Source organism: Georgenia sp. TF02-10 (assembly GCF_022759505.1).
In the GTDB taxonomy this organism is placed as follows: Bacteria; Actinomycetota; Actinomycetes; order Actinomycetales; family Actinomycetaceae; genus TF02-10.
On sequence record NZ_CP094289.1, the window covers coordinates 1,204,738 to 1,222,429 of the forward strand.

Annotated in this window: 16 protein-coding genes; 12 read left to right on the top strand and 4 right to left on the bottom strand. The window is 74.8% G+C overall.

The features are described 5' to 3' along the window. Positions 1-96: 96 nt before the first annotated feature. The 3 genes from MF406_RS05460 to MF406_RS05470 all read left to right on the top strand — a co-directional run bounded on the left by MF406_RS05460 (position 97) and on the right by MF406_RS05470 (position 2,998). On the top strand, positions 97-1,410 hold the full coding sequence (locus MF406_RS05460; RefSeq protein ID WP_242896959.1) for a multidrug effflux MFS transporter: 1,314 nt from the start codon (positions 97-99) through the stop codon (positions 1,408-1,410). A gap of 252 nt (positions 1,411-1,662) precedes the next feature. Beyond that, positions 1,663-2,271, top strand: a complete 609-nt coding sequence (locus MF406_RS05465) for a CueP family metal-binding protein (protein ID WP_242896960.1) — start codon at positions 1,663-1,665, stop codon at positions 2,269-2,271. A gap of 88 nt (positions 2,272-2,359) precedes the next feature. Continuing rightward, positions 2,360-2,998 carry a DUF305 domain-containing protein gene (locus tag MF406_RS05470; protein ID WP_242896961.1) on the top strand — a complete coding sequence of 213 codons (639 nt, stop codon included), beginning with the start codon at positions 2,360-2,362 and terminating at the stop codon, positions 2,996-2,998. Positions 2,999-3,037: 39 nt separating this feature from the next. On the opposite strand, the gene MF406_RS05475 is transcribed toward MF406_RS05470, so the two are convergent. After that, a complete protein-coding gene (locus tag MF406_RS05475) occupies positions 3,038-3,526 on the bottom strand; it encodes an acyl-CoA carboxylase subunit epsilon (protein WP_242896962.1) in 489 nt (162 codons plus the stop codon). Continuing rightward, positions 3,523-5,133, bottom strand: a complete 1,611-nt coding sequence (locus MF406_RS05480; protein ID WP_242896963.1) for an acyl-CoA carboxylase subunit beta — start codon at positions 5,131-5,133, stop codon at positions 3,523-3,525. Before MF406_RS05480 ends, MF406_RS05475 begins: the two co-directional genes overlap by 4 nt. 276 nt (positions 5,134-5,409) lie before the next feature. Here MF406_RS05480 and MF406_RS05485 point away from each other — a divergent pair, with 276 nt between their 5' ends. From MF406_RS05485 to MF406_RS05520, 8 genes are all read left to right on the top strand, one after another. After that, on the top strand, positions 5,410-5,655 hold the full coding sequence (locus tag MF406_RS05485; RefSeq protein ID WP_242896964.1) for a type II toxin-antitoxin system Phd/YefM family antitoxin: 246 nt from the start codon (positions 5,410-5,412) through the stop codon (positions 5,653-5,655). 99 nt (positions 5,656-5,754) lie between these two features. Next, positions 5,755-6,609 (top strand): biotin--[acetyl-CoA-carboxylase] ligase, encoded by an 855-nt coding sequence (locus tag MF406_RS05490; RefSeq protein WP_242896965.1) that lies wholly within the window; start codon positions 5,755-5,757, stop codon positions 6,607-6,609. 84 nt (positions 6,610-6,693) lie between these two features. Beyond that, positions 6,694-7,791, top strand: a complete 1,098-nt coding sequence (locus MF406_RS05495; RefSeq protein ID WP_242896966.1) for an adenylate/guanylate cyclase domain-containing protein — start codon at positions 6,694-6,696, stop codon at positions 7,789-7,791. 160 nt (positions 7,792-7,951) lie between these two features. Then, positions 7,952-8,638 carry a response regulator transcription factor gene (locus tag MF406_RS05500; protein ID WP_242896967.1) on the top strand — a complete coding sequence of 229 codons (687 nt, stop codon included), beginning with the start codon at positions 7,952-7,954 and terminating at the stop codon, positions 8,636-8,638. A gap of 6 nt (positions 8,639-8,644) precedes the next feature. Then, positions 8,645-9,973 carry an ATP-binding protein gene (locus tag MF406_RS05505; protein WP_242896968.1) on the top strand — a complete coding sequence of 443 codons (1,329 nt, stop codon included), beginning with the start codon at positions 8,645-8,647 and terminating at the stop codon, positions 9,971-9,973. A 177-nt stretch (positions 9,974-10,150) separates the two neighbouring features. Continuing rightward, positions 10,151-11,413 (top strand): sensor histidine kinase, encoded by a 1,263-nt coding sequence (locus tag MF406_RS05510; protein ID WP_242896969.1) that lies wholly within the window; start codon positions 10,151-10,153, stop codon positions 11,411-11,413. Continuing rightward, positions 11,410-12,069: a response regulator transcription factor gene (locus MF406_RS05515; RefSeq protein WP_242896970.1), complete on the top strand. Its 660-nt coding sequence runs from the start codon at positions 11,410-11,412 to the stop codon at positions 12,067-12,069. Before MF406_RS05510 ends, MF406_RS05515 begins: the two co-directional genes overlap by 4 nt. A 91-nt stretch (positions 12,070-12,160) precedes the next feature. Then, positions 12,161-13,297, top strand: a complete 1,137-nt coding sequence (locus MF406_RS05520; protein ID WP_242896971.1) for a hypothetical protein — start codon at positions 12,161-12,163, stop codon at positions 13,295-13,297. Here MF406_RS05520 and MF406_RS19030 read toward each other — a convergent pair. Next, positions 13,225-14,004 (bottom strand): GtrA family protein, encoded by a 780-nt coding sequence (locus MF406_RS19030; RefSeq protein ID WP_371744609.1) that lies wholly within the window; start codon positions 14,002-14,004, stop codon positions 13,225-13,227. The genes MF406_RS05520 and MF406_RS19030 overlap by 73 nt on opposite strands. 34 nt (positions 14,005-14,038) lie before the next feature. On the opposite strand from MF406_RS19030, the gene MF406_RS05530 reads away from it, so the two are divergent. Continuing rightward, entirely contained in the window at positions 14,039-15,256 is a 1,218-nt protein-coding gene (locus tag MF406_RS05530; protein WP_242896972.1) for a 5-(carboxyamino)imidazole ribonucleotide synthase, read from the top strand. Between the two features lie 567 nt (positions 15,257-15,823). Here MF406_RS05530 and ltrA read toward each other — a convergent pair. Beyond that, positions 15,824-17,185, bottom strand: coding sequence for a group II intron reverse transcriptase/maturase (ltrA, locus tag MF406_RS05535; protein WP_242896342.1), 1,362 nt, complete (start codon positions 17,183-17,185; stop codon positions 15,824-15,826). Positions 17,186-17,692: the final 507 nt, after the last annotated feature.

A 17,692-nucleotide genomic window follows, 5' to 3' on the forward strand; every position in this document is an offset into this window, starting at 1 on the left:
TCACACCAGCGTAACACCTTGACTGGTGTGCGGACGGGTGCCACGGTGGGCGAAGTAACACCACCAAAGGTGTTTTGCCGGTGTGAGGAGTCGACGATGATCCCCCGAGTCCCCGCCGCCGGACCGTCCGCCCGGCAGCTCCTGGTCCTGGGACTGCTGACGGCGCTCGGCCCGGTGTCAATCGACCTGTACGTGCCCGCCCTGCCCGCGCTGCAGCGCGACCTCGGGGTGGGCGCCGGGGCGGCGCAGGGCACGCTCGCGGGCATGACGCTCGGGCTGGCGCTCGGCGAGCTGTGCCTCGGGGCGTGGAGCGACCGGGTCGGGCGTCGGCTCCCCCTGCTGCTGGCGTGCGCGCTGCACGTCGCGGCCACGCTCGGGTGCGCGTTCGCGCCGTCGGTCGCTGCCCTGACGGCGCTGCGGGTCGCGCAGGGGGTGGGGGCCGCCGGCGGGTCCGTCCTGGTGCTCGCGATCGTCCGCGACGTCTCCGACGGCGACCGCCTGACCCAGCTCGTCGCCCGCGTCACCGTGGTGACCACGGTGGCCCCGTTGCTCGCGCCGGTGGCCGGTGCCGAGCTCCTCCCGCGGGTGGGCTGGCGCGGCATCTTCACGGTGCTGGCGGCGGCGTCGGTCCTGCTGCTGGTGGCGACCTGGCGCTCGGTGCCCGAGACGAACGGCCGTCGGCCCCGCGAGCACCGGTCCCGTGACGGCCTCCGGGCGCGGCTGCGCGGGGTCCTGGGCGAGCCGGAGTTCCGGCGGGCCGCGGTGGCCGGCGCTGCCGTCTCCGCCGGGGTGTACGCCTACGTCGCGGCCTCTCCCATCCTGCTGCAGGGCGTGCACGGGCTGTCCCCGCGGGAGTACGGGCTCGTGTTCCTCACCAACTCGCTCGGGCTGGTCGTGGGCGTCCAGCTCAGCGGCTGGCTGACCCGGCGGCGCCGCGTGCCCGTGGTGCTCGCCGGCTTCGCCGCCGCCGCGCTGCTGGCCGCGCTCGCGCTGCGCCCGCTCGAGGCGGTGGCCGGGCTGCCCGGCCTGCTCGTCGGGCTCTGGCTGTTCGTGGCCGCGTGCGGCGGCTGCTTCCCGTGCGCCGGCGCGATGGCGGTGGGCGAGCACGGCGACCGCTCGGGCACCGCCTCGTCCCTGTACGGGTTCGCGGTCTTCACCGCCTCGGGACTGGTCTCGCCGGTCGCCGGGACGATCGGGATCCACGACGCCACCACCGTGGCCGGCATGCTGACGACGACGGCCGCGGTGACCGTGGCCGCAGCGCTGGCCACTCTCCGCGGCGCCCGTCGAGGTGGCGCCCGCGGCATCCACCGCGGCCCGGGCTCCCACGACGTGCCGCCGTCAGCCACTCCACCGATGAGCGGCGCAACGAGCGGAGGGAGCCCGACCTCGGGCACCAGTGAGCCGTGATCTAGGTGGCCTTGGCCGCGGACATCCGCTACCCACGTGCCCTGCTCCCGGCACAGGCTCAGCGTCATGACCGGCGCGGGCGTCCCTGCCGTCGGCCGCGCTGGGTCGAAGGGCCCAGCGCGCGGCGGCACCGCCGCGTCAGGGTTGTGGTGCCGAGACGGGAACCCGGAGGGAACAACCCGAGGGAGCCCGGCGGCGGACGTCCCTCCGCGGGGCGGGTGGCTAGGACGGACCCAACGACCGGAGACGAACGTGAGACGACTGCCTACCGCCGCTGCCGCTGCAGCCCTGACGATGATCCTGGCCGGCTGCTCGTCGGCGGAGCCGGGCGCGGGTCAGGCGCCGGCCGGGCCCGGCGCGGAACCTCCTGCTGCCGAGGCGGACGCGGAGCTCCTCGCCGAGCACGACCTCGCCGGCATGGAAGCCCCGGAGATCATCGAGCGGCTGGACCGGCTCGCCGTCGACGAGCGGCCGAGCGACCTCATGGCCTCGGTCCGCCCGGACGAGCTGCTGCTCTCCGACGGCGAGCAGGACCTGGCGCTGGAGATCCCCGGCGACCGTCACTACCTCTCGATCGCGCCCTACGTGAACCAGACGCACGAGTGCTTCTACCACAGCCTGACCACCTGCACTGGTGAGCTCTCCGGCGAGGAGGTCCAGGTGCGGATTGTCGACGATGCGACCGGGGAGGTGCTCGTCGAGGAACAGGCGACGACCTTCGACAACGGCTTCGTCGGCCTCTGGCTGCCTCGCGAGGTCGAAGGCACCATCGAGGTCAGCCACGACGGGCTCACCGGGGTGACGGACTTCTCGACGACCGACGAGGGCGCGACCTGCGTCACCACCCTCCAGCTCGCCTGACCATCGGAGGTCGTCCCAGACTTGATCGCTCGAGGTCTCCCGGAGGAGATCACTCGAGGTCGCCCCAGACCCCACCAAGGAGGACTGCATGAAGATCGCCGCCCGCCTCACCGCCCTGGCCGGTGCCGGCCTCCTCGTCATCACCCTGGCCGCCTGCGGCAGCGGCTCCGACGAGACCACCCCCGAGCCGGAGACGACCACCACCGCAGAGACGGCCACGCCCACCCCCGGCTCGTCGGCTGCTGAGGTCGACGAGGCGCACAACGACGACGACACGATGTTCGCGCAGATGATGATCGTCCATCACCAGGGCGCCATCGAGATGGCCGACCTGGCCGTGGAGCGGGCAACCGCCGAGGAGGTGCGCACCCTCGCCTCCGACATCTCCGCCGCGCAAGGCCCCGAGATCGAGGAGATGACGTCCTGGCTCGAGGTGTGGGGCGAGGACACGTCGGCGGACCCCACCGGGCACATGGACCACGGCGGGATGGACATGGACGGCATGAGCCAGGCCGAGGCGATGGAGGAGCTGGAATCGCTGTCTGGCACCGATTTCGACCGGCGGTTCCTCGAGCTGATGACCGCTCACCACGAGGGGGCGGTCAGCATGGCCGAGACGGAGCTCGACCAGGGCGAGAACCCCCAGGCACTCGAGCTCGCCCAGCAGATCATCGACGACCAGACCGCCGAGATCGCCGAGATGGAAGAGATCCGCCAGGGCCTCTAGGACGCCGGCCCCGTCGGCGTCACGGCCTCGCAGCTCGCCTCAGCGCCGCGCGCTCCACAGCCATGCGGCGGGCCCGGGCGCCGGGATGGCTCCGAGCTGACGGGCGCGGTCGCCCCACGCGCTGGTCGGCTGGCGACCGGCGTCGGCGGATCGCCCGTTAGCGGCCCGGTGGGCCACGATCCCGGCCACCAGGGCGGCGAGCTCGACCTCGTCGGGGGCGCCGCGGACCACCTGCACGGCCGGCACGCCGTCGGCCGTGGAGCCGCCGACGGCGGTCAGCAGCGCACGGACCACCGCGTCGTCGCCGTCGGCCGGGTCCGCGCCGTCGTCCGAGCCGGCCGGGCCCACGCCGCCGTCCCCTGGAGCGTCCACGCCCTCGTCCCCGGGGGTCGTGTCCAGGTCGTCGTCCCCGCCGGCCAGGTCCACGACGCCGTCGCCACCACCGGCCGGACCGACGGTGCGGCGCCCCCGGCCCGCCGGTTCCCCACCGGCCGACCGGCTCGTCTCGTCGATCGGGGCGGCGCTCACAGCGGGATGTTCCCGTGCTTCTTGGCCGGCCCGGCCGCCCGCTTGGTCCGCAGCGCGCGCAGCGCCCGCACGATCTGGGAGCGGGTCTGCGCCGGCTCGATGACGGCGTCGACGAACCCCCGCTCGGCCGCCTCCCACGGGTTGACGAGGGCCTCCTCGTACTCGGCCACCAGCCGGGCCCGCTCGGCCTCGACGTCCCCGCCGTCGTCGGCCACCTGCTGCAGCCGGCGCCGCTGGAGGATGTTGACGGCCCCGGCGGCGCCCATCACCGCCACCTGCGCGGTGGGCCAGGCCAGGTTGACGTCGGCGCCGAGCTGCTTGGAGCCCATCACGATGTAGGCGCCGCCGTAGGCCTTGCGGGTGATCAGCGTGACGAGCGGGACGGTGGCCTCGGCGTAGGCGTAGATGAGCTTGGCACCGCGGCGGATGATGCCGTTCCACTCCTGGTCGGTGCCCGGCAGGAATCCCGGGACGTCGACGAAGGTGAGGACCGGGACGTTGAACGCGTCGCAGGTGCGCACGAACCGGGCCGCCTTCTCGGCGGCGTTGATGTCGAGGGTGCCGGCCATCTGCCGCGGCTGGTTGGCCACCACCCCCACCGGCCGGCCCTCCACGTGCCCGAAGGCGGTGATGATGTTGGGGGCGTAGCCGGCCTGGACCTCCAGCATCTCGCCGTCGTCCAGGACGTGCTCGACGACGGCGGCCATGTCGTAGGGCTGGTTGTCCGAGTCCGGGACCAGCGTGTCGAGCTCCCGGTCGGCGTCGGTCACGGCCAGGGCCGCGGTCTCGTCCTGCCCCACCGGCCAGGCCGGCGGCTCGGAGAGGTTGTTCGAGGGCAGGTAGGACAGCAGGGCGCGGACGTAGTCCAGCGCGTCGTCCTCGTCGGCGGCCTGGTAGTGCGCGACGCCCGAGCGCTGGTTGTGCGTGGCGGCGCCGCCGAGCTCCTCGAAGCCGACGTCCTCCCCGGTGACGGCCTTGATGACGTCCGGGCCGGTGATGAACATGTTCGAGGTGCCCTCGACCATGACGACGAAGTCGGTCAGCGCGGGGGAGTAGACCGCCCCGCCGGCGGACGGGCCGAGGATGAGGGAGATCTGCGGGATCACCCCGGACGCGGCGACGTTGCGGCGGAAGATCTCGGCGAACTGGGTCAGGGCGGCCACGCCCTCCTGGATCCGGGCGCCGCCGCCGTCGGAGATGCCCACCAGCGGCACCCCGGTGCGCAGCGCCAGGTCCATCACCTTGGTGATCTTCTGGCCGTGCATCTCGCCCAGCGAGCCGCCGAAGACGGTGAAGTCCTGGGCGTAGACGCACACCTGCCGCCCGTCGATCGTGCCGTACCCGGTGACGACGCCGTCGCCGGCGAGGCGCTTCTTGTCCAGCCCGAAGGCGGTGGAGTGGTGGGTGGCGAGCGCGTCCAGCTCGGTGAAGGACCCCGGGTCGAGGAGGGCGTCGATGCGCTCGCGGGCGGACTTCTTGCCCCGCTTGTGCTGCTTCTCGGCGGCCGCGGCGGCCGGCGCGGCGATGCCGGCCTCGTGGCGGGCGGCGAGGTCGGCCAGCTTGTCGGCCGTGGTGGCGGTGGACGCCGCGAGGGTCGAGTCGGTCACGGGTGCCACCGTAGTTGTCGCTTCCCCACCGTTCGCTGCGAAAGGCGCGCGTGTCCGCCGGGCGGGTGTTGTGGGAGGCCCACAACGCGGCGGAGTCGGACGACGGCGGTCGCGGCCACGGGTGGGTCTGCGGGCCTCGGGGGGTGCCGGCCCGACGGCGCCTGGTCTCCTGACGGCGCGCGGTCGCCCGTGACAGCGCCCGGCCGCCAGACGTCGCGGGGAACCACTTCTCGTACGCTGGTAGGGGAGAGGGCGAGAGGTGAGAGGAGACGCGCCATGGCGATCACCGCGAGCGAGGCCCGCAAGAATCTCTTCTCGCTGATCGAGCGGGTCAACGAGGACTCGGCCGCCGTCGAGATCACGTCCCGGCGCGGGGACGCCGTGCTCATCTCCCGCGCGGAGTACGAAACGCTGGCCGAGACCGCCCACCTCCTCCGGGTCCCGGCGAACGCGCGACGGCTCCTCGAGAGCCTGGAGCAGGCGCGGTCGGGCGAGCGCGAGCAGCATGACCTGCTGCGGTGAGGCTGGTCCTCACCCTGCAGGCCCGCCTGCCCGACGGGTAGCCGGACCGTCCGCGCCCGTCGCCGGCCGCCGTCGCGGTCCTCGTGGTTGGCTGCCGTCATGCCCGCCCCGTTCTCCCGGCTGGTCCGGGTGGCCCGCACCGGCTCGACCAACGCGGACCTCCTCGCCGCCGCGGCCGCCGACCCCGGCAGCTGGCCGCACCTCTCGGCCCTGGTGGCCGACTCGCAGGAGGCCGGCCGAGGCCGGACCGGCCGGCCGTGGGTCACCCCGCCCGGCCGCGCGCTGACCGTCTCGGTCCTGCTCCGCCCCCGGGTGCCGGCGGCGCACCTGCCCTGGGTCACCCTGCTCACCGGCCTGGCGGTGCGTCGCGCCACGAGCGACCTGCTCGGCCGGCCCACGGTGGTGAAGTGGCCCAACGACGTCCTCGTCGTCGACGGTGGTGAGCCTGACCTGCCCGGCTGGGGCCGGGACCGGAAGGTGGCCGGGATCCTCGCCGAGGCCGTGCCGGCGGTCCCGCCCGGGGCGGACGACGGTGGGGCGCCGTCGGAGCACCGGGCGGACGACGCCGCCCGGCCGGCCGTCGTCGTCGGCATCGGGGTCAACGTGGCGCAGTCGCCCGGAGAGCTGCCGGTGCCCTGGGCGACCTCCCTGCGCGCCGCCGGGGCGAGCGTCTCGGTGGACGCCGTGCTCACCGCCGTCGGCCAGCACCTCGCCGTCGTCCTGGACCGGTGGGAGGCCGCCGCGGGGGACGCCGGCGCGGCCGGGCTCACCGCCGAGGTCCGGACGGCGTGCCGCACCATCGGCCAGGTCGTCCGGGTGGACCTGCCCGGCGGAGGTGCGCTGGCCGGGACCGCCGTCGACCTCGACGACGCCGGCCGGCTCCTGGTCCGCCGACCGGACGGGGTCCTCGGCGCCGTCGCCGCCGGGGACGTGCAGCACGTCCGGCCCGCCTGACGCCGTCGTCCGGACGGTCCGTCGGCGCAGCGCCAGGGCCGGACGTCGTGGCCCACGTCACGCCGCCCGGGATAATCTCGCCCGGTGAGTGCATCTGCAGGCCGCGGCGCGTGGGCGGGCCCTGTCCCGGGCCTGCCCGCCGAGGACGACATCGGCGAGGCGCGGTCCACCGCGCAGAGCTCCTCGACCGTGCAGGAGCACATCGACGCGCTGCTCGGCGGGCCGGCGAAGTACACCATCGTCGAGCTCGCCGCGCGGGCGGGGGTGACGGTGGACTTCGCCCGCACCTTCTGGCGGGCGATGGCCTTCCCGAACGTCCAGGACCACGTCGTCCTCTTCGGCGACGCCGACGTGGCGGCGCTGCGCGTCATGGGCGAGCTCGTCGCCGACGGCCAGCTCGACGAGTCGACGGTCATCTCCCTGGTCCGCGCGCAGTCCCACATGACCGACCGGCTGGTGCTGTGGCAGAACGAGGCCCTGACCGACCACGCGGCCCGCCGGCTCGGGCTGGACGACGCCTCCGCGCGCCTGGTGGTGCTCGACCGGGTCCCGGCGCTCGTCGACGTGCTCCAGGCCCAGCTGGTCTACTCCTGGCGGCGCCAGCTCGCCGCGCTGCTGGTCCGCACCGAGGCCGAGGTCGCCGAGATGGGCCAGCCGGACACCGACCCGCTGCACCTGCCCCTGCAGCGCGCGCTCGGCTTCGTGGACATGGTGGCCTACACCCGCCGGTCCGCCGAGCTCGGCCCGCGGGCGCTCGCCGAGCTCGTCCAGACCTTCGAGTACACCTCCCGGGACGTCATCACCACCCGCGGCGCGCGGGTCGTCAAGACGATCGGTGACGCCGTCCTCTACGTCGCCGACGACCTGCCCACCGCCGCCGCCGTCGCCGTGGACCTGGTGGAGGCCCTCGGCGCCAAGCCGAACATGCTCCCGGTCCGCGCCTCCGTGGTGTGGGGCCGGGTGCTGTCCCGCAACGGGGACGTCTTCGGCCCCACCGTCAACCTCGCCTCGCGGCTGGTCGACGTCGCCCCGCCCGGCGCGATCCTGCTGGACAAGGACACCGCCGACGCGCTGACCGCCAGCCCCGCCGGCCGGGAGTACACGATGGTGCCCCGCCAGGTCGCCGAGCTGCAGGGAGTGGGCGAGGTGGCGCCGATCGAGCTGCGCCGCCTGCCCCGCTGAGCCGCAGCCGGCAGAGCGGACCGAGGCCGCCGGCCGCCGTCGCCGCCGCCGTCGTCGTGGGCACACTGCCGGGCGCCGTCGACCCACACCGTGACCTGGGCCACGTCCCCGGGTGAGCAATGCTTGACCGGATTTTGACTCTCTGTCCTACCATGACCAGGTGACCAACGTGCTGCTCGTCGAGGACGACCCCGCCATCGCCGAACCGCTCACCCGCGCGCTCGGCCGGGAGGGGTACGAGGTCCGGCCGCACGGCACCGGGCAGTCGGCCATCGACGACCTCGGCAACGGCGCGGACCTCGTCGTCCTCGACCTGGGCCTGCCGGACATGGACGGCCTGGACGTCGCCCGGCACATCCGCAACCAGGGGCTGACCCTGCCGATCCTCGTCCTGACCGCACGGGCCGACGAGGTCGACCTCGTCGTCGGCCTGGACGCCGGGGCGGACGACTACGTCACCAAGCCGTTCCGGCTCGCCGAGCTCCTCGCCCGGGTGCGGGCGCTGCTGCGCCGCGCCGGCGGGGACGTCACCGACGAGGACGAGCTCATCGCCCAGGACGTGCGCGTCGACGTCGCCGCCCACCGCGCCTTCCGCGGCAGCCGCGAGCTGCACCTGACCGCCAAGGAGTTCGAGCTGCTCCGGGTGCTGGTCCGCGACGCCGGCTCCGTGGTGGGCCGCGAGACCCTGATGCGCGAGATCTGGGGCACCGACCCGGTCGGGTCGACCAAGACCCTGGACATGCACATCTCCTGGCTGCGCCGCAAGCTCGGCGACGACGCCAACGACCCCCGCTACATCACGACCGTGCGGGGGATGGGCTTCCGCTTCGAGACCTCCCGGGGCTAGCCGGCCGTGCGCGCCCGCGCCATCCACATGATCGTCGTGGCCGTGACGGTCGCGGTGCTCATCCTCGGGGTGCCGATGGCCGTCTTCGGTGCGCTGTTCGTCTGGAACAGCGAGCGCGCCACCCTGGACCTGCGCGCCTCGGCCCTGTCCCGCTCGGTCGAGCGCCGGCTGGTCAACGGCGAGCCGCTCGAGGACGTCATGCTCGAGCCGTGGGTGGCCGGCGGGTCCTACCTGCCGGCCTCGATCCTGGTCCGCGGCCCTGGCCCGCAGGGCGGGGAGTACAGCGCCGGCCCGGACCTCACCGACCGGGTGGTCCGCTCGCTGCAGATCACCCCCTCGGGGGCCACCGTGCGGATGGAGGTCGACGCCGGGGCGGTGCGCTGGCGGGCCGCCCGGGTGGTCCTGTTCGTCACCGCCGGCGCCGCCGTCGCGCTCGCGGTGGGCGTCGTGGTGGCCCGTCGGCAGGCCCGCAAGCTCTCCGCCCCGCTGATCTACCTCGCCGCCTCCGCCGAGCAGGTCGGCTCGGGCACGGTCCGGCCCCAGCTGCGGCCGTCCGGGGTGGAGGAGATCGACCTGGTCGCGGCCGAGCTGGTCCGCACCGCCGACCGGCTCGCCGGGCGCCTGGCCGCCGAGCGGCAGTTCGCCGCGGACGCCTCGCACCAGCTGCGCACCCCGCTCACGGCGCTGTCCATGCGGCTGGAGGAGATCGAGGCCCTCAGCGAGCAGGAGGAGGTGCGCGAGGAGGCGCGGATCTCCCTCGAGCAGGTCGAGCGCCTCACCGGGGTCGTCGACGACCTGCTCAAGACCTCCCGCTCCACCGCCGGCGGCACCACCGAGGCGGTGCACCTCGACGACGTCTTCGCCCAGCAGCGGGAGGAGTGGGCCAAGGCGTACCGCAAGGCCCGCCGGCAGCTGGTCTTCGACGACGCCGCCGGGCTGGCCGTGCTGGCCAGCCCCGGCTCGCTCGCCCAGGTGCTGGCCACCCTCCTCGAGAACGCCCTGAAGTACGGCGACGGCACCACGAAGGTCGTCTCTCGCCGTGCACCCACCGGCAACGGGGTCTTCATCGACGTCTCCGACGAGGGCCCCGGCGTCGACGACGAGATCGCCCCGGACATCTTCACCAAGCACGTCTCCGGCGGCACCGGCACCGGGCTCGGCCTGGCGCTGGCCCGCGACCTGGTCGAGGCCGACGGCGGCCGGCTCGAGCTCGCGCAGCGCCGCCCGCCGATCTTCCGGATCTTTCTCAACGCGGTGCCGGCCGCGCTCGACCCCGACGTCGTGCTGCCCCAGGGGGCGCTGGTGTCGGCGGGCCGACGGCGACGGCGGCGGTGAGCCGGTCGGGGCGGGTCCGGCGGCGCTGACGTCGGGGCGAGGCGGGTGCTGCTGAGGCCCGCCCGGATACGGCCGCGTGCGCCCGGCCGGGGGGCCGTCGTAGGCGCCGGTGCTGGGCGGACCGGTTCCCCCGCCCGGGTGAGGCGCCGCCGCCGCGGCCGCTGCGAGACTGGCCGCATGCGGCTGGTGCGGGCGGTGCTCGGCGGCGCGGCTCTGCGCGGCGGGGTCTTCCTGCTCGGTGGCGGCATCGTCTGCGGCGCCTACCTCCTGCTCGGCGTGGGGTTCGCCCAGATGTACGCCGACCCGACCGTGCCGGTCGGGGCCGTGACCGTGCTGCTCCTCGTCACCGCCGCCATCGCCCTGGCCCCGCCGTTCCTGCACCCGGTCTCGGCGCTCGAGGTCGCCGCGGCACGGGCGCTGCTGGACGCGGACCTGCCCGAGGAGTCCCCGCCGCCCGGTCGTGCCCGCGGCGCCGCCTGGTACCTGGTGCACCTCCTGGCCGGCACCGCGGCGACCCTCGCGCTGCTCACCGCCGTGCCGGTCGCCGTCGCGCTCGTACTCCACGCGGCCGGGCCGGGCGCCGGGCTCGAGGCGACCCTCGGCCCGCTGACCGGGCTGCCGGCGACCCCAGCCGTCGCCCTCGCCGCCGTGCTGCTCCTCGTGCCGCCGGTCGTCATCGCCCTGCTCGGCGAGGGGCTGCGCCGGCTGGCGCCCCGGCTGCTCGGACCCTCCGCCGCCGCGGTCGCGGCCGCCACGATCGCCCGGCTGGAGTCGGACAAGCGCGCGCTCGCCGCCCGCAACCACCTCGCCCGCGAGCTGCACGACACGGTCGGCCACGCGCTGACCGTCACGACCCTCCAGGCGACCGCCGCCGCCCGCGCGTTCGACCGGGACCCCGGGTTCGCCCGCTCGGCGCTCGGCGCCATCGAGGAGACCGGCCGGGCCGCCGTCGCCGACCTCGACCGGGTCCTGGGGCTGCTCCGCGCGGGCGAGGACGCCGGCGGGCAGCGCGGCACCCGGCCCCTCGCCGACGTCCCCGCGCTCGTCGCCGCCGCCCGGGCCACCGGGGCCCGTATCGACCTCGACCTCTCGATCGGTGACGCCGAGCTCGCTGCCGTGACCTCCCGCGAGGCCTTCGCCGTCGTGCAGGAGGGGCTGACCAACGCCCTGCGGCACGGCGACGGCACGGTCGGCGTCGCCGTCGTCGCGGCCAGGGGAGGGCTCGAGGTGACCGTGCGTAACGGGCTGGGCCGCGCTGCCCGCGGCCCGCGGGACGGTGGCCCGCCGGGCGGTGGTCCGCGCGGCGGTGGCCGCGGGCTCGCTGGCCTGCGCGACCGGGTCGCGCTCGTCGGCGGGACGCTGACGGCCGGTCCGGAGGACGGCCGGTGGGTGCTGCGGGCCTGGCTGCCCGGGTGGCCGGGGGAGGAGGTGGCCGGGTGATCCGGGTGCTCATCGCGGACGACGAGGCGCTGGTGCGATCGGGGCTGCGGGTGGTCGTCGACGGCGAGGACGACCTGTCGGTCGTCGGCGAGGTGGCCGACGGCGCCGACGTACCGGACGCCGTCGCCCGGCTGGCGCCCGAGGTCGTCCTCATGGACGTGCGCATGCCGAGGCTGGACGGCATCGCCGCCACCCGCGCGCTCGTCGAGCGGCGCGAGCGCACCGGCGCCGGCGCGCCGAAGGTCGTGGTGGTCACCACCTTCGAGAACGACGACTACGTCCTCGACGCGCTCCGCGCCGGGGCGAGCGGGTTCGTGCTCAAGCGGGCCCGGCCGGAGGAGGTCCTGGAGGCCATCCGGGTCGTCGCCCGCGGCGACTCGCTCCTCTTCCCCGCCGCGGTGCGGCGGCTGGCGGTGGCGCACGCCCGACCGGGCGGGGACCGGCTGGCCGGCGCCGGGCTGACCGAGCGGGAGCAGGAGGTGCTCCGGCGCGTGGCGGCCGGGCGGTCCAACGCCGAGATCGCGGCGGAGCTGTTCCTCGGCGTGGAGACGGTCAAGACGCACGTGGCGCACGTGCTCGCCAAGCTCGGCGCCCGGGACCGGACCCAGGCGGTCGTCGCCGCCTACGAGTCCGGCTTCGTCCGGCCCGACCCCTGAGGCACCGGTCCCTCGGACGAGGGACGGGCCACCGCGGCGTTCACCCCGGCGGGGGGTCCGGGGGGCCATGCGCCTCGCGCAGGCTGCTCGAATGGAAACCGAACCAGCAAGCACCGAGCCTGCGCGCCGGACCGAGCCTGCACGCCGGACCGGCCCCCGTACCGACCGATCCGCGCGCCGCACCCTCCGGGTGGCCCGGGCGGCGCCCGTCTACTGGGCGCTCGTCGCCGTCCTCGCCGGCACCCTCCTCGCGACCGGGACCAGCCTCGCCGTCGGCTCCGCCCAGCCCGGCACCGACGCGTCGGTGCTCGGCGGCGTCCCGCCCGCGGTCGTCACCGCGGCGGTCGGCGCCCTCGGGCTGCTCCTCGCGGTGGCCGGGGCGGCCATGCTCGGCGCGACCGCACAGCCGGCCCGGCCCGGACGTGCCCTCCGCGCCGCGGTCCTCGCCGCCGGGTGGACGGTCCCGGCCGCGGCCGTCGTCGCGTTCGTCGACGCCCAGCTGCTGTCCCTGGCCGGCTACCTGCCGGTCCTGCTCCTGCTCGCGCCGTTCCTGGAGGGCGTGCGCGACGCCCTCGGTCAGGTCCTCGAACCGGCCACGCTGCTGCAGGTGGTCGTGGTCGTCGGCGTCGTCCTGTGGGCGCACACCGTGCTGCTCTACCAGCGGGCGACGGCGTCCGGCGGCCCGCCCGGGTGGGCCCGGCCCGCCGCGGCCGCGCGGTGGGGCAGTACGGCGGCGTACGTCGCGGCCGCCATCCCCACGCTCTACGCCCTGACCCGGTTCACCTGGCTGGTCTACCCGCTGGGGTTCGACCGCCAGGCGTGGGAGGCCGGCCGGGCCGACGGGTCCCTCCTCCCGGGCATCTGGCTCGGCGTGTTCGCGCTCCTCGGCGCGCTGCTCACCGTCGGGCTGACCCGGCCGTGGGGCGACGTCTTCCCGCGCTGGATGCCCGTCGTGGGCGGGCGGACGGTGCCAGTGGGGGCGGCCGTCGTCCCGGCCTCCGTGGTGGCGGTGCTGATCGTGCCGGCCGGCGTCTCGATGACCCTGCAGCTCCTCGCCGCCCCCGCGGGCCCCGTCACGGAGAACTGGGGCGCCATCGGTCCGACGTTGCTGTGGCCGCTGTGGGGCCTCGCCCTCGGCGCCGCCGCGCTCGGGTACTACCTGCGTCGGCGCGGCGAGGAGAGCGCCACCGCGGGGCCCGGGTCCGCCGTGAAGACCACGTACCGGTAGCACAGGTACCGGAACGCGGTCCCGAGCACGAGGCCCACGCCGTTGGCGGCGATGTTGTCCGCCAGCGGCGAGGTCAGCCCGAGCAGGTAGTGGCTCACGGCCAGGCAGCCGACGGCGATCGCCATGCCGCCGAGGTTGACCAGGGCGAAAATGGTCAGCTCGCGGCCGCGGGAGGGCTGGCGGGTGGCGGAGAAGGTCCAGTACCGGTTGCCCAGCCAGGCCACCAGCACGGAGACGGCCACGGAGACCATCTTGGCCGTCAGCGGCTTGGGCCCGAGGAGCTCGCCCGGCCCGAACCGCAGCAGGTTGAACAGGCCGACGTCGACGACGAAGGCCAGCCCGCCCACCATGGCGAAGCGGCCGAGCTCGACCAGCCAGGTCCGCAGGCTCTGGCCGCGGAGGAACCGGTGCACCAGCGCGGCGGGGCGGGCCCGGCGGTGGCCGGCCGCGGCTGCCGCGGCGGGGCCGGTGGCGGTGGGCGCACGGTGGGCGCCACCCGCGGCCGTGGCCGTACGGTCCGGACCGGGCGCAGCCGTGCCTGCGCCGTCGGAGCCGCTCGCAGCCGCGCCCGCGCCGTCGGGACCGCCCGCCGCGGTGGCCGCGCCGTCCGCACCGGTGCCGCCGACGATCCCGTCGGTGCCCCGGCGGCCGGTGGCCACCGCCGTCGTCGCGGCGGCGCCGGGACCCTCGGTGCGGGACGTCGTCACCCTGGCAGGGTAACGACGATTAGGCTGCCCCACCGTGGGAGCTCCGGTGGTCGCGGTCGTGGGTGGGGGCCAGCTGGCCCGGATGATGCAGCCGCCGGCGGTGGCCCTGGGCGTGCACCTGCGCGTGCTCGTGGAGTCGGCGACGGCGGCCACCGCCCAGGTCGCGCCGGACGCGCCGGTCGGCGCCGCGGCCGACGAGCGGGCGCTGCGCGAGCTCGTCGCCGGCGCCGACGTGCTCACCTTCGAGCACGAGCACGTCCCCGGCGACGTGCTCCGTCGGCTGCAGGCCACCGGCGTCCCGGTCCGCCCCGGCCCCGACGCCCTGGTGCACGCCCAGGACAAGATCGTCATGCGCCGTCGGTTGACCGAGCTCGGCGTGCCCTGCCCGGCGTGGGCGGCGGTCACCGACGCCGACGAGCTCACCGCCTTCGGCGAGGAGACCGGGTGGCCGGTCGTCGTCAAGACCGCCCGGGGCGGATACGACGGGAAGGGCGTGCGGGTGGTGACGTCGGCGGACCAGGCCGCCGACTGGCTCGCTGCGCTGGAGCCCGGGCAGGCCCTGCTCGCCGAGGAGCACGTGCCCTTCACCCGCGAGCTCGCCGTCCTCGTCGCCCGCCGACCGTCCGGCGGTCCGGGCGGCGGCGGGGAGGTCCGGGCCTGGCCGGTGGTGCAGACCATCCAGGCCGACGGTGTGTGCGCCGAGGTCCTCGCGCCGGCACCGGGTCTGCCGCCCGAGACCGCCGACCGGGCGCAGGCGATCGGCGAGCGCATCGCCACGGGCCTGGGTGTCACCGGCGTCCTCGCCGTGGAGCTCTTCGAGGTGGCCGGACCCGGGGGAGACAGCCGGCTGGTGGTCAACGAGCTGGCCATGCGCCCGCACAACTCCGGGCACTGGACCATCGACGGTGCGGTGACCAGCCAGTTCGAGCAGCACCTGCGCGCCGTGCTCGACCTTCCGCTGGGGGAGACGACGCCCACGGCGCCGCACGCCGTCATGGTCAACCTCCTCGGCTCCGCCCGCCCCGAGCCCCGCGCGGCGTACCCCGAGCTCATGGAGCAGTTCCCGAGCGCGAAGGTGCACCTGTACGGCAAGGAGGTGCGACCGGGCCGCAAGCTCGGCCACGTCACCGTCACCGGCCCCGACTCCGCCGCCGCCCGAAAAACGGCTCGGGCCGCCGTCGCCCTGCTGCGCGGCGACGGCCCCGGTGCCGCGCAGGTTGGCGACGACGACCGGGACCGGGTGGACCGCTGACCGATCCGTGGCGTCCGCGAGCGTCCGCGGCAAGAAGTGGCTCCCGCCGCTGACATGCTCGGGCCGCCAGATCCCGACTGCGGGCGAACGATCGGCCGCTCTCCACTACTGAGCAGAGGTACGTGATCAGTAGGGCGGGTCTTCGGGTATGTGGCCGTTTGCGTCGGGGTACATCTCGCGGGGGTAAGGCGGGCTGCCGCGGCTGCTGCCGGGACTGTGCTTGCCGTCGCCGGAGCCGCCGCCGGGGCTGTCGGGGGGTGGGGGGAGGCCGGGGGGTCGGTGGGCCGGGCGGGTGTAGCGGTGGCCGGTGGGGGCGATCTAGGTGGTGGCGCCGGTGGCGGGGTCGCGGATGACGTCCCAGAGCTTGGTGGTCTTCAGCCCGTGGTGGGTGCGGCAGCCGGGCCCGAGCTTCTCCGGGGAGGTCTGCACCAGGTCGGTGCGGGTGTGGTCGAACTGTTGAGTCGGCCTGGGGCGCGGTGCCCGGATTGCGCCGGGTCCGTTTCCCCAGGCCGCTCGCCGAACCGGACGTGCGGCTCTCACCGCATCCGGCTCTCCACGGTGTCCTGCTCAGGCGGTCGGTCCAGCAAGGGCCCAGGGAGTGGGGATCGCACCCCGGTAGCGGTACCGGGTGACCGGTACCGCGGCGGGGTCGAACATCTCGATCCCGTCCGCGTGGATGGGTCGCCACCGCCCGGTGGGGGTGGTGAGCCATCGGCGGACGTCCGCCCACTTCCAGCGGTGGAGTTGCCGCTGCCAGCGCACGAGCCGTGACCACAGGTACTGGCTGAGGCGGTGGAAGGTGAGTTTGGCTGCGGCGTGCTGGAAGTAGTTGGTCCAGCCACGCAGGATCTGGTTGAGCCGGATCAGCGTGGCTCCGAGGCCTTGCTGTGATGTCCTGTTGGTAAGGGTACGGACCTTCGTCTTGACCGACCGCAGGGGTCGGTCTGCGATGAAGGTGTAGACGTACCACTTGTTGGTGCCTCGCTTCCGGCGCCGCTGGATGCGGAACCCGAGGAAGTCGAAGCCGTCGTGGATGTTCACCACCTGGGTCTTGGCCTCGGAGAGCACCAGGCCCATGGGCGCGATCACCTCCGCGACGTGCTCGCGCAGGGCGAGGGCGTCCTCGCGGGTGCCGTTGACCATGACCACGAAGTCGTCCGCGTAGCGGATGATCCGGTGGTTGGCCTGGCCCCGCTTGATCCGCCCCTGGCGTTTGCCACGGGTGTCCATCCGTCCGCCGGGCTGCCAGTCTGCGTGCAGGGCCTCGTCGAGGACCGACAGCGCGATGTTGGCGAGCAACGGCGAGAGGATGCCCCCTTGCGGGGTCCCCGTCGCGGTGTCCTCGTACTGGCCGAGTTCGGTGAGGAGCCCGGCCTTGAGGAACGCCCGGACGAGTGCGACGACGCGTTTGTCCTTGACCCGGCCACGGACCCGCCCGAGCAGGGCGGTGTGGTCGATCCGGTCAAAGCACGCCTCGATGTCCGCGTCCAGCACCCACCAGTACCGCTTGGTGCCGAACAGGTGGATCTCGGCGATCGCGTCCTGCGCCCGCCTACGGGGCCGGAACCCGTAGGAGACCGGCTGGAAGTCGGCCTCGAAGATGGGTTCCAGCACCAGCTTCAACGCGGCCTGGACGACCCGGTCCGCCACGGTGGGGATCCCCAGCCGGCGGACCTTGCCGCCGGTCTTGGGGATCCGCCGTTCGCGGACCGGCTCCGGGCGGAACGTGCCCGTCCGGACCTGCTGGCGCAGGTCCTCCAGGAACACCGGCACACCGATCCCGGTCTCGATCCGGGCGACCGTCAGGCCGTCCGAACCAGCCGTTCGCGCCCCGGTGTTGCCCGCGACCCGGTCCCACGCCACTTCCAGCGTGGCCGGGTCGTGCACGAGGTTGAACAGGTCATCGAACCGGCGGCCGGGGTCGGCCACCGCCCAAGAGTGCAGCCTGGTCTGAATCTGCGATACCCACCGGTGCGGATCGCTCCGCGACGGTGGTGCGCCGGTGTTCACCGGTGCGTCTTTCACTGTGACAACTCCTTGCTGCTCGATACCGCTGCCGCCCTTCGCCATGTGACCGGCTTTCCCGGACTCGGACTACTACGGCGGCTCCGTCCCGTCCCGGACCGATCGGCCGACGGTGGGCCCAGCCCGCTGTCCGCGCTGGCTGCGCGACCAGGGGGCGGGACCGGGACGGTTCCCGTGTTCACTTGTTGATCGCTCGACGGAGGAGGCACCCGACTATGACCCTGCGACATCGCCACGGCTACGCCGCAGACCTTCACCATGGCCTTCCTTTTCGCTCGAAGACACGTCCGGGAAGTTCCCCACCCCGTGAGGTGTGGGTGCGCGTCGCATCCGGCCCAGATCCGCCAGGTTCGGGCCGGTTGACCATCGAGGGCCGTAAAGACGCCGGTTTCTTGCGTATACCTTTCCGTC

Coding starts and splice junctions, on each gene's coding strand:
- MF406_RS05460 (WP_242896959.1), top strand. CDS start 97: ATGATCCCCCGAGTCCCCGCCGCCGGACCGTCCGCCCGGCAGCTCCTG.
- MF406_RS05470 (WP_242896961.1), top strand. CDS start 2,360: ATGAAGATCGCCGCCCGCCTCACCGCCCTGGCCGGTGCCGGCCTCCTC.
- MF406_RS05485 (WP_242896964.1), top strand. CDS start 5,410: ATGGCGATCACCGCGAGCGAGGCCCGCAAGAATCTCTTCTCGCTGATC.
- MF406_RS05490 (WP_242896965.1), top strand. CDS start 5,755: ATGCCCGCCCCGTTCTCCCGGCTGGTCCGGGTGGCCCGCACCGGCTCG.
- MF406_RS05510 (WP_242896969.1), top strand. CDS start 10,151: ATGCGGCTGGTGCGGGCGGTGCTCGGCGGCGCGGCTCTGCGCGGCGGG.
- MF406_RS05520 (WP_242896971.1), top strand. CDS start 12,161: ATGGAAACCGAACCAGCAAGCACCGAGCCTGCGCGCCGGACCGAGCCT.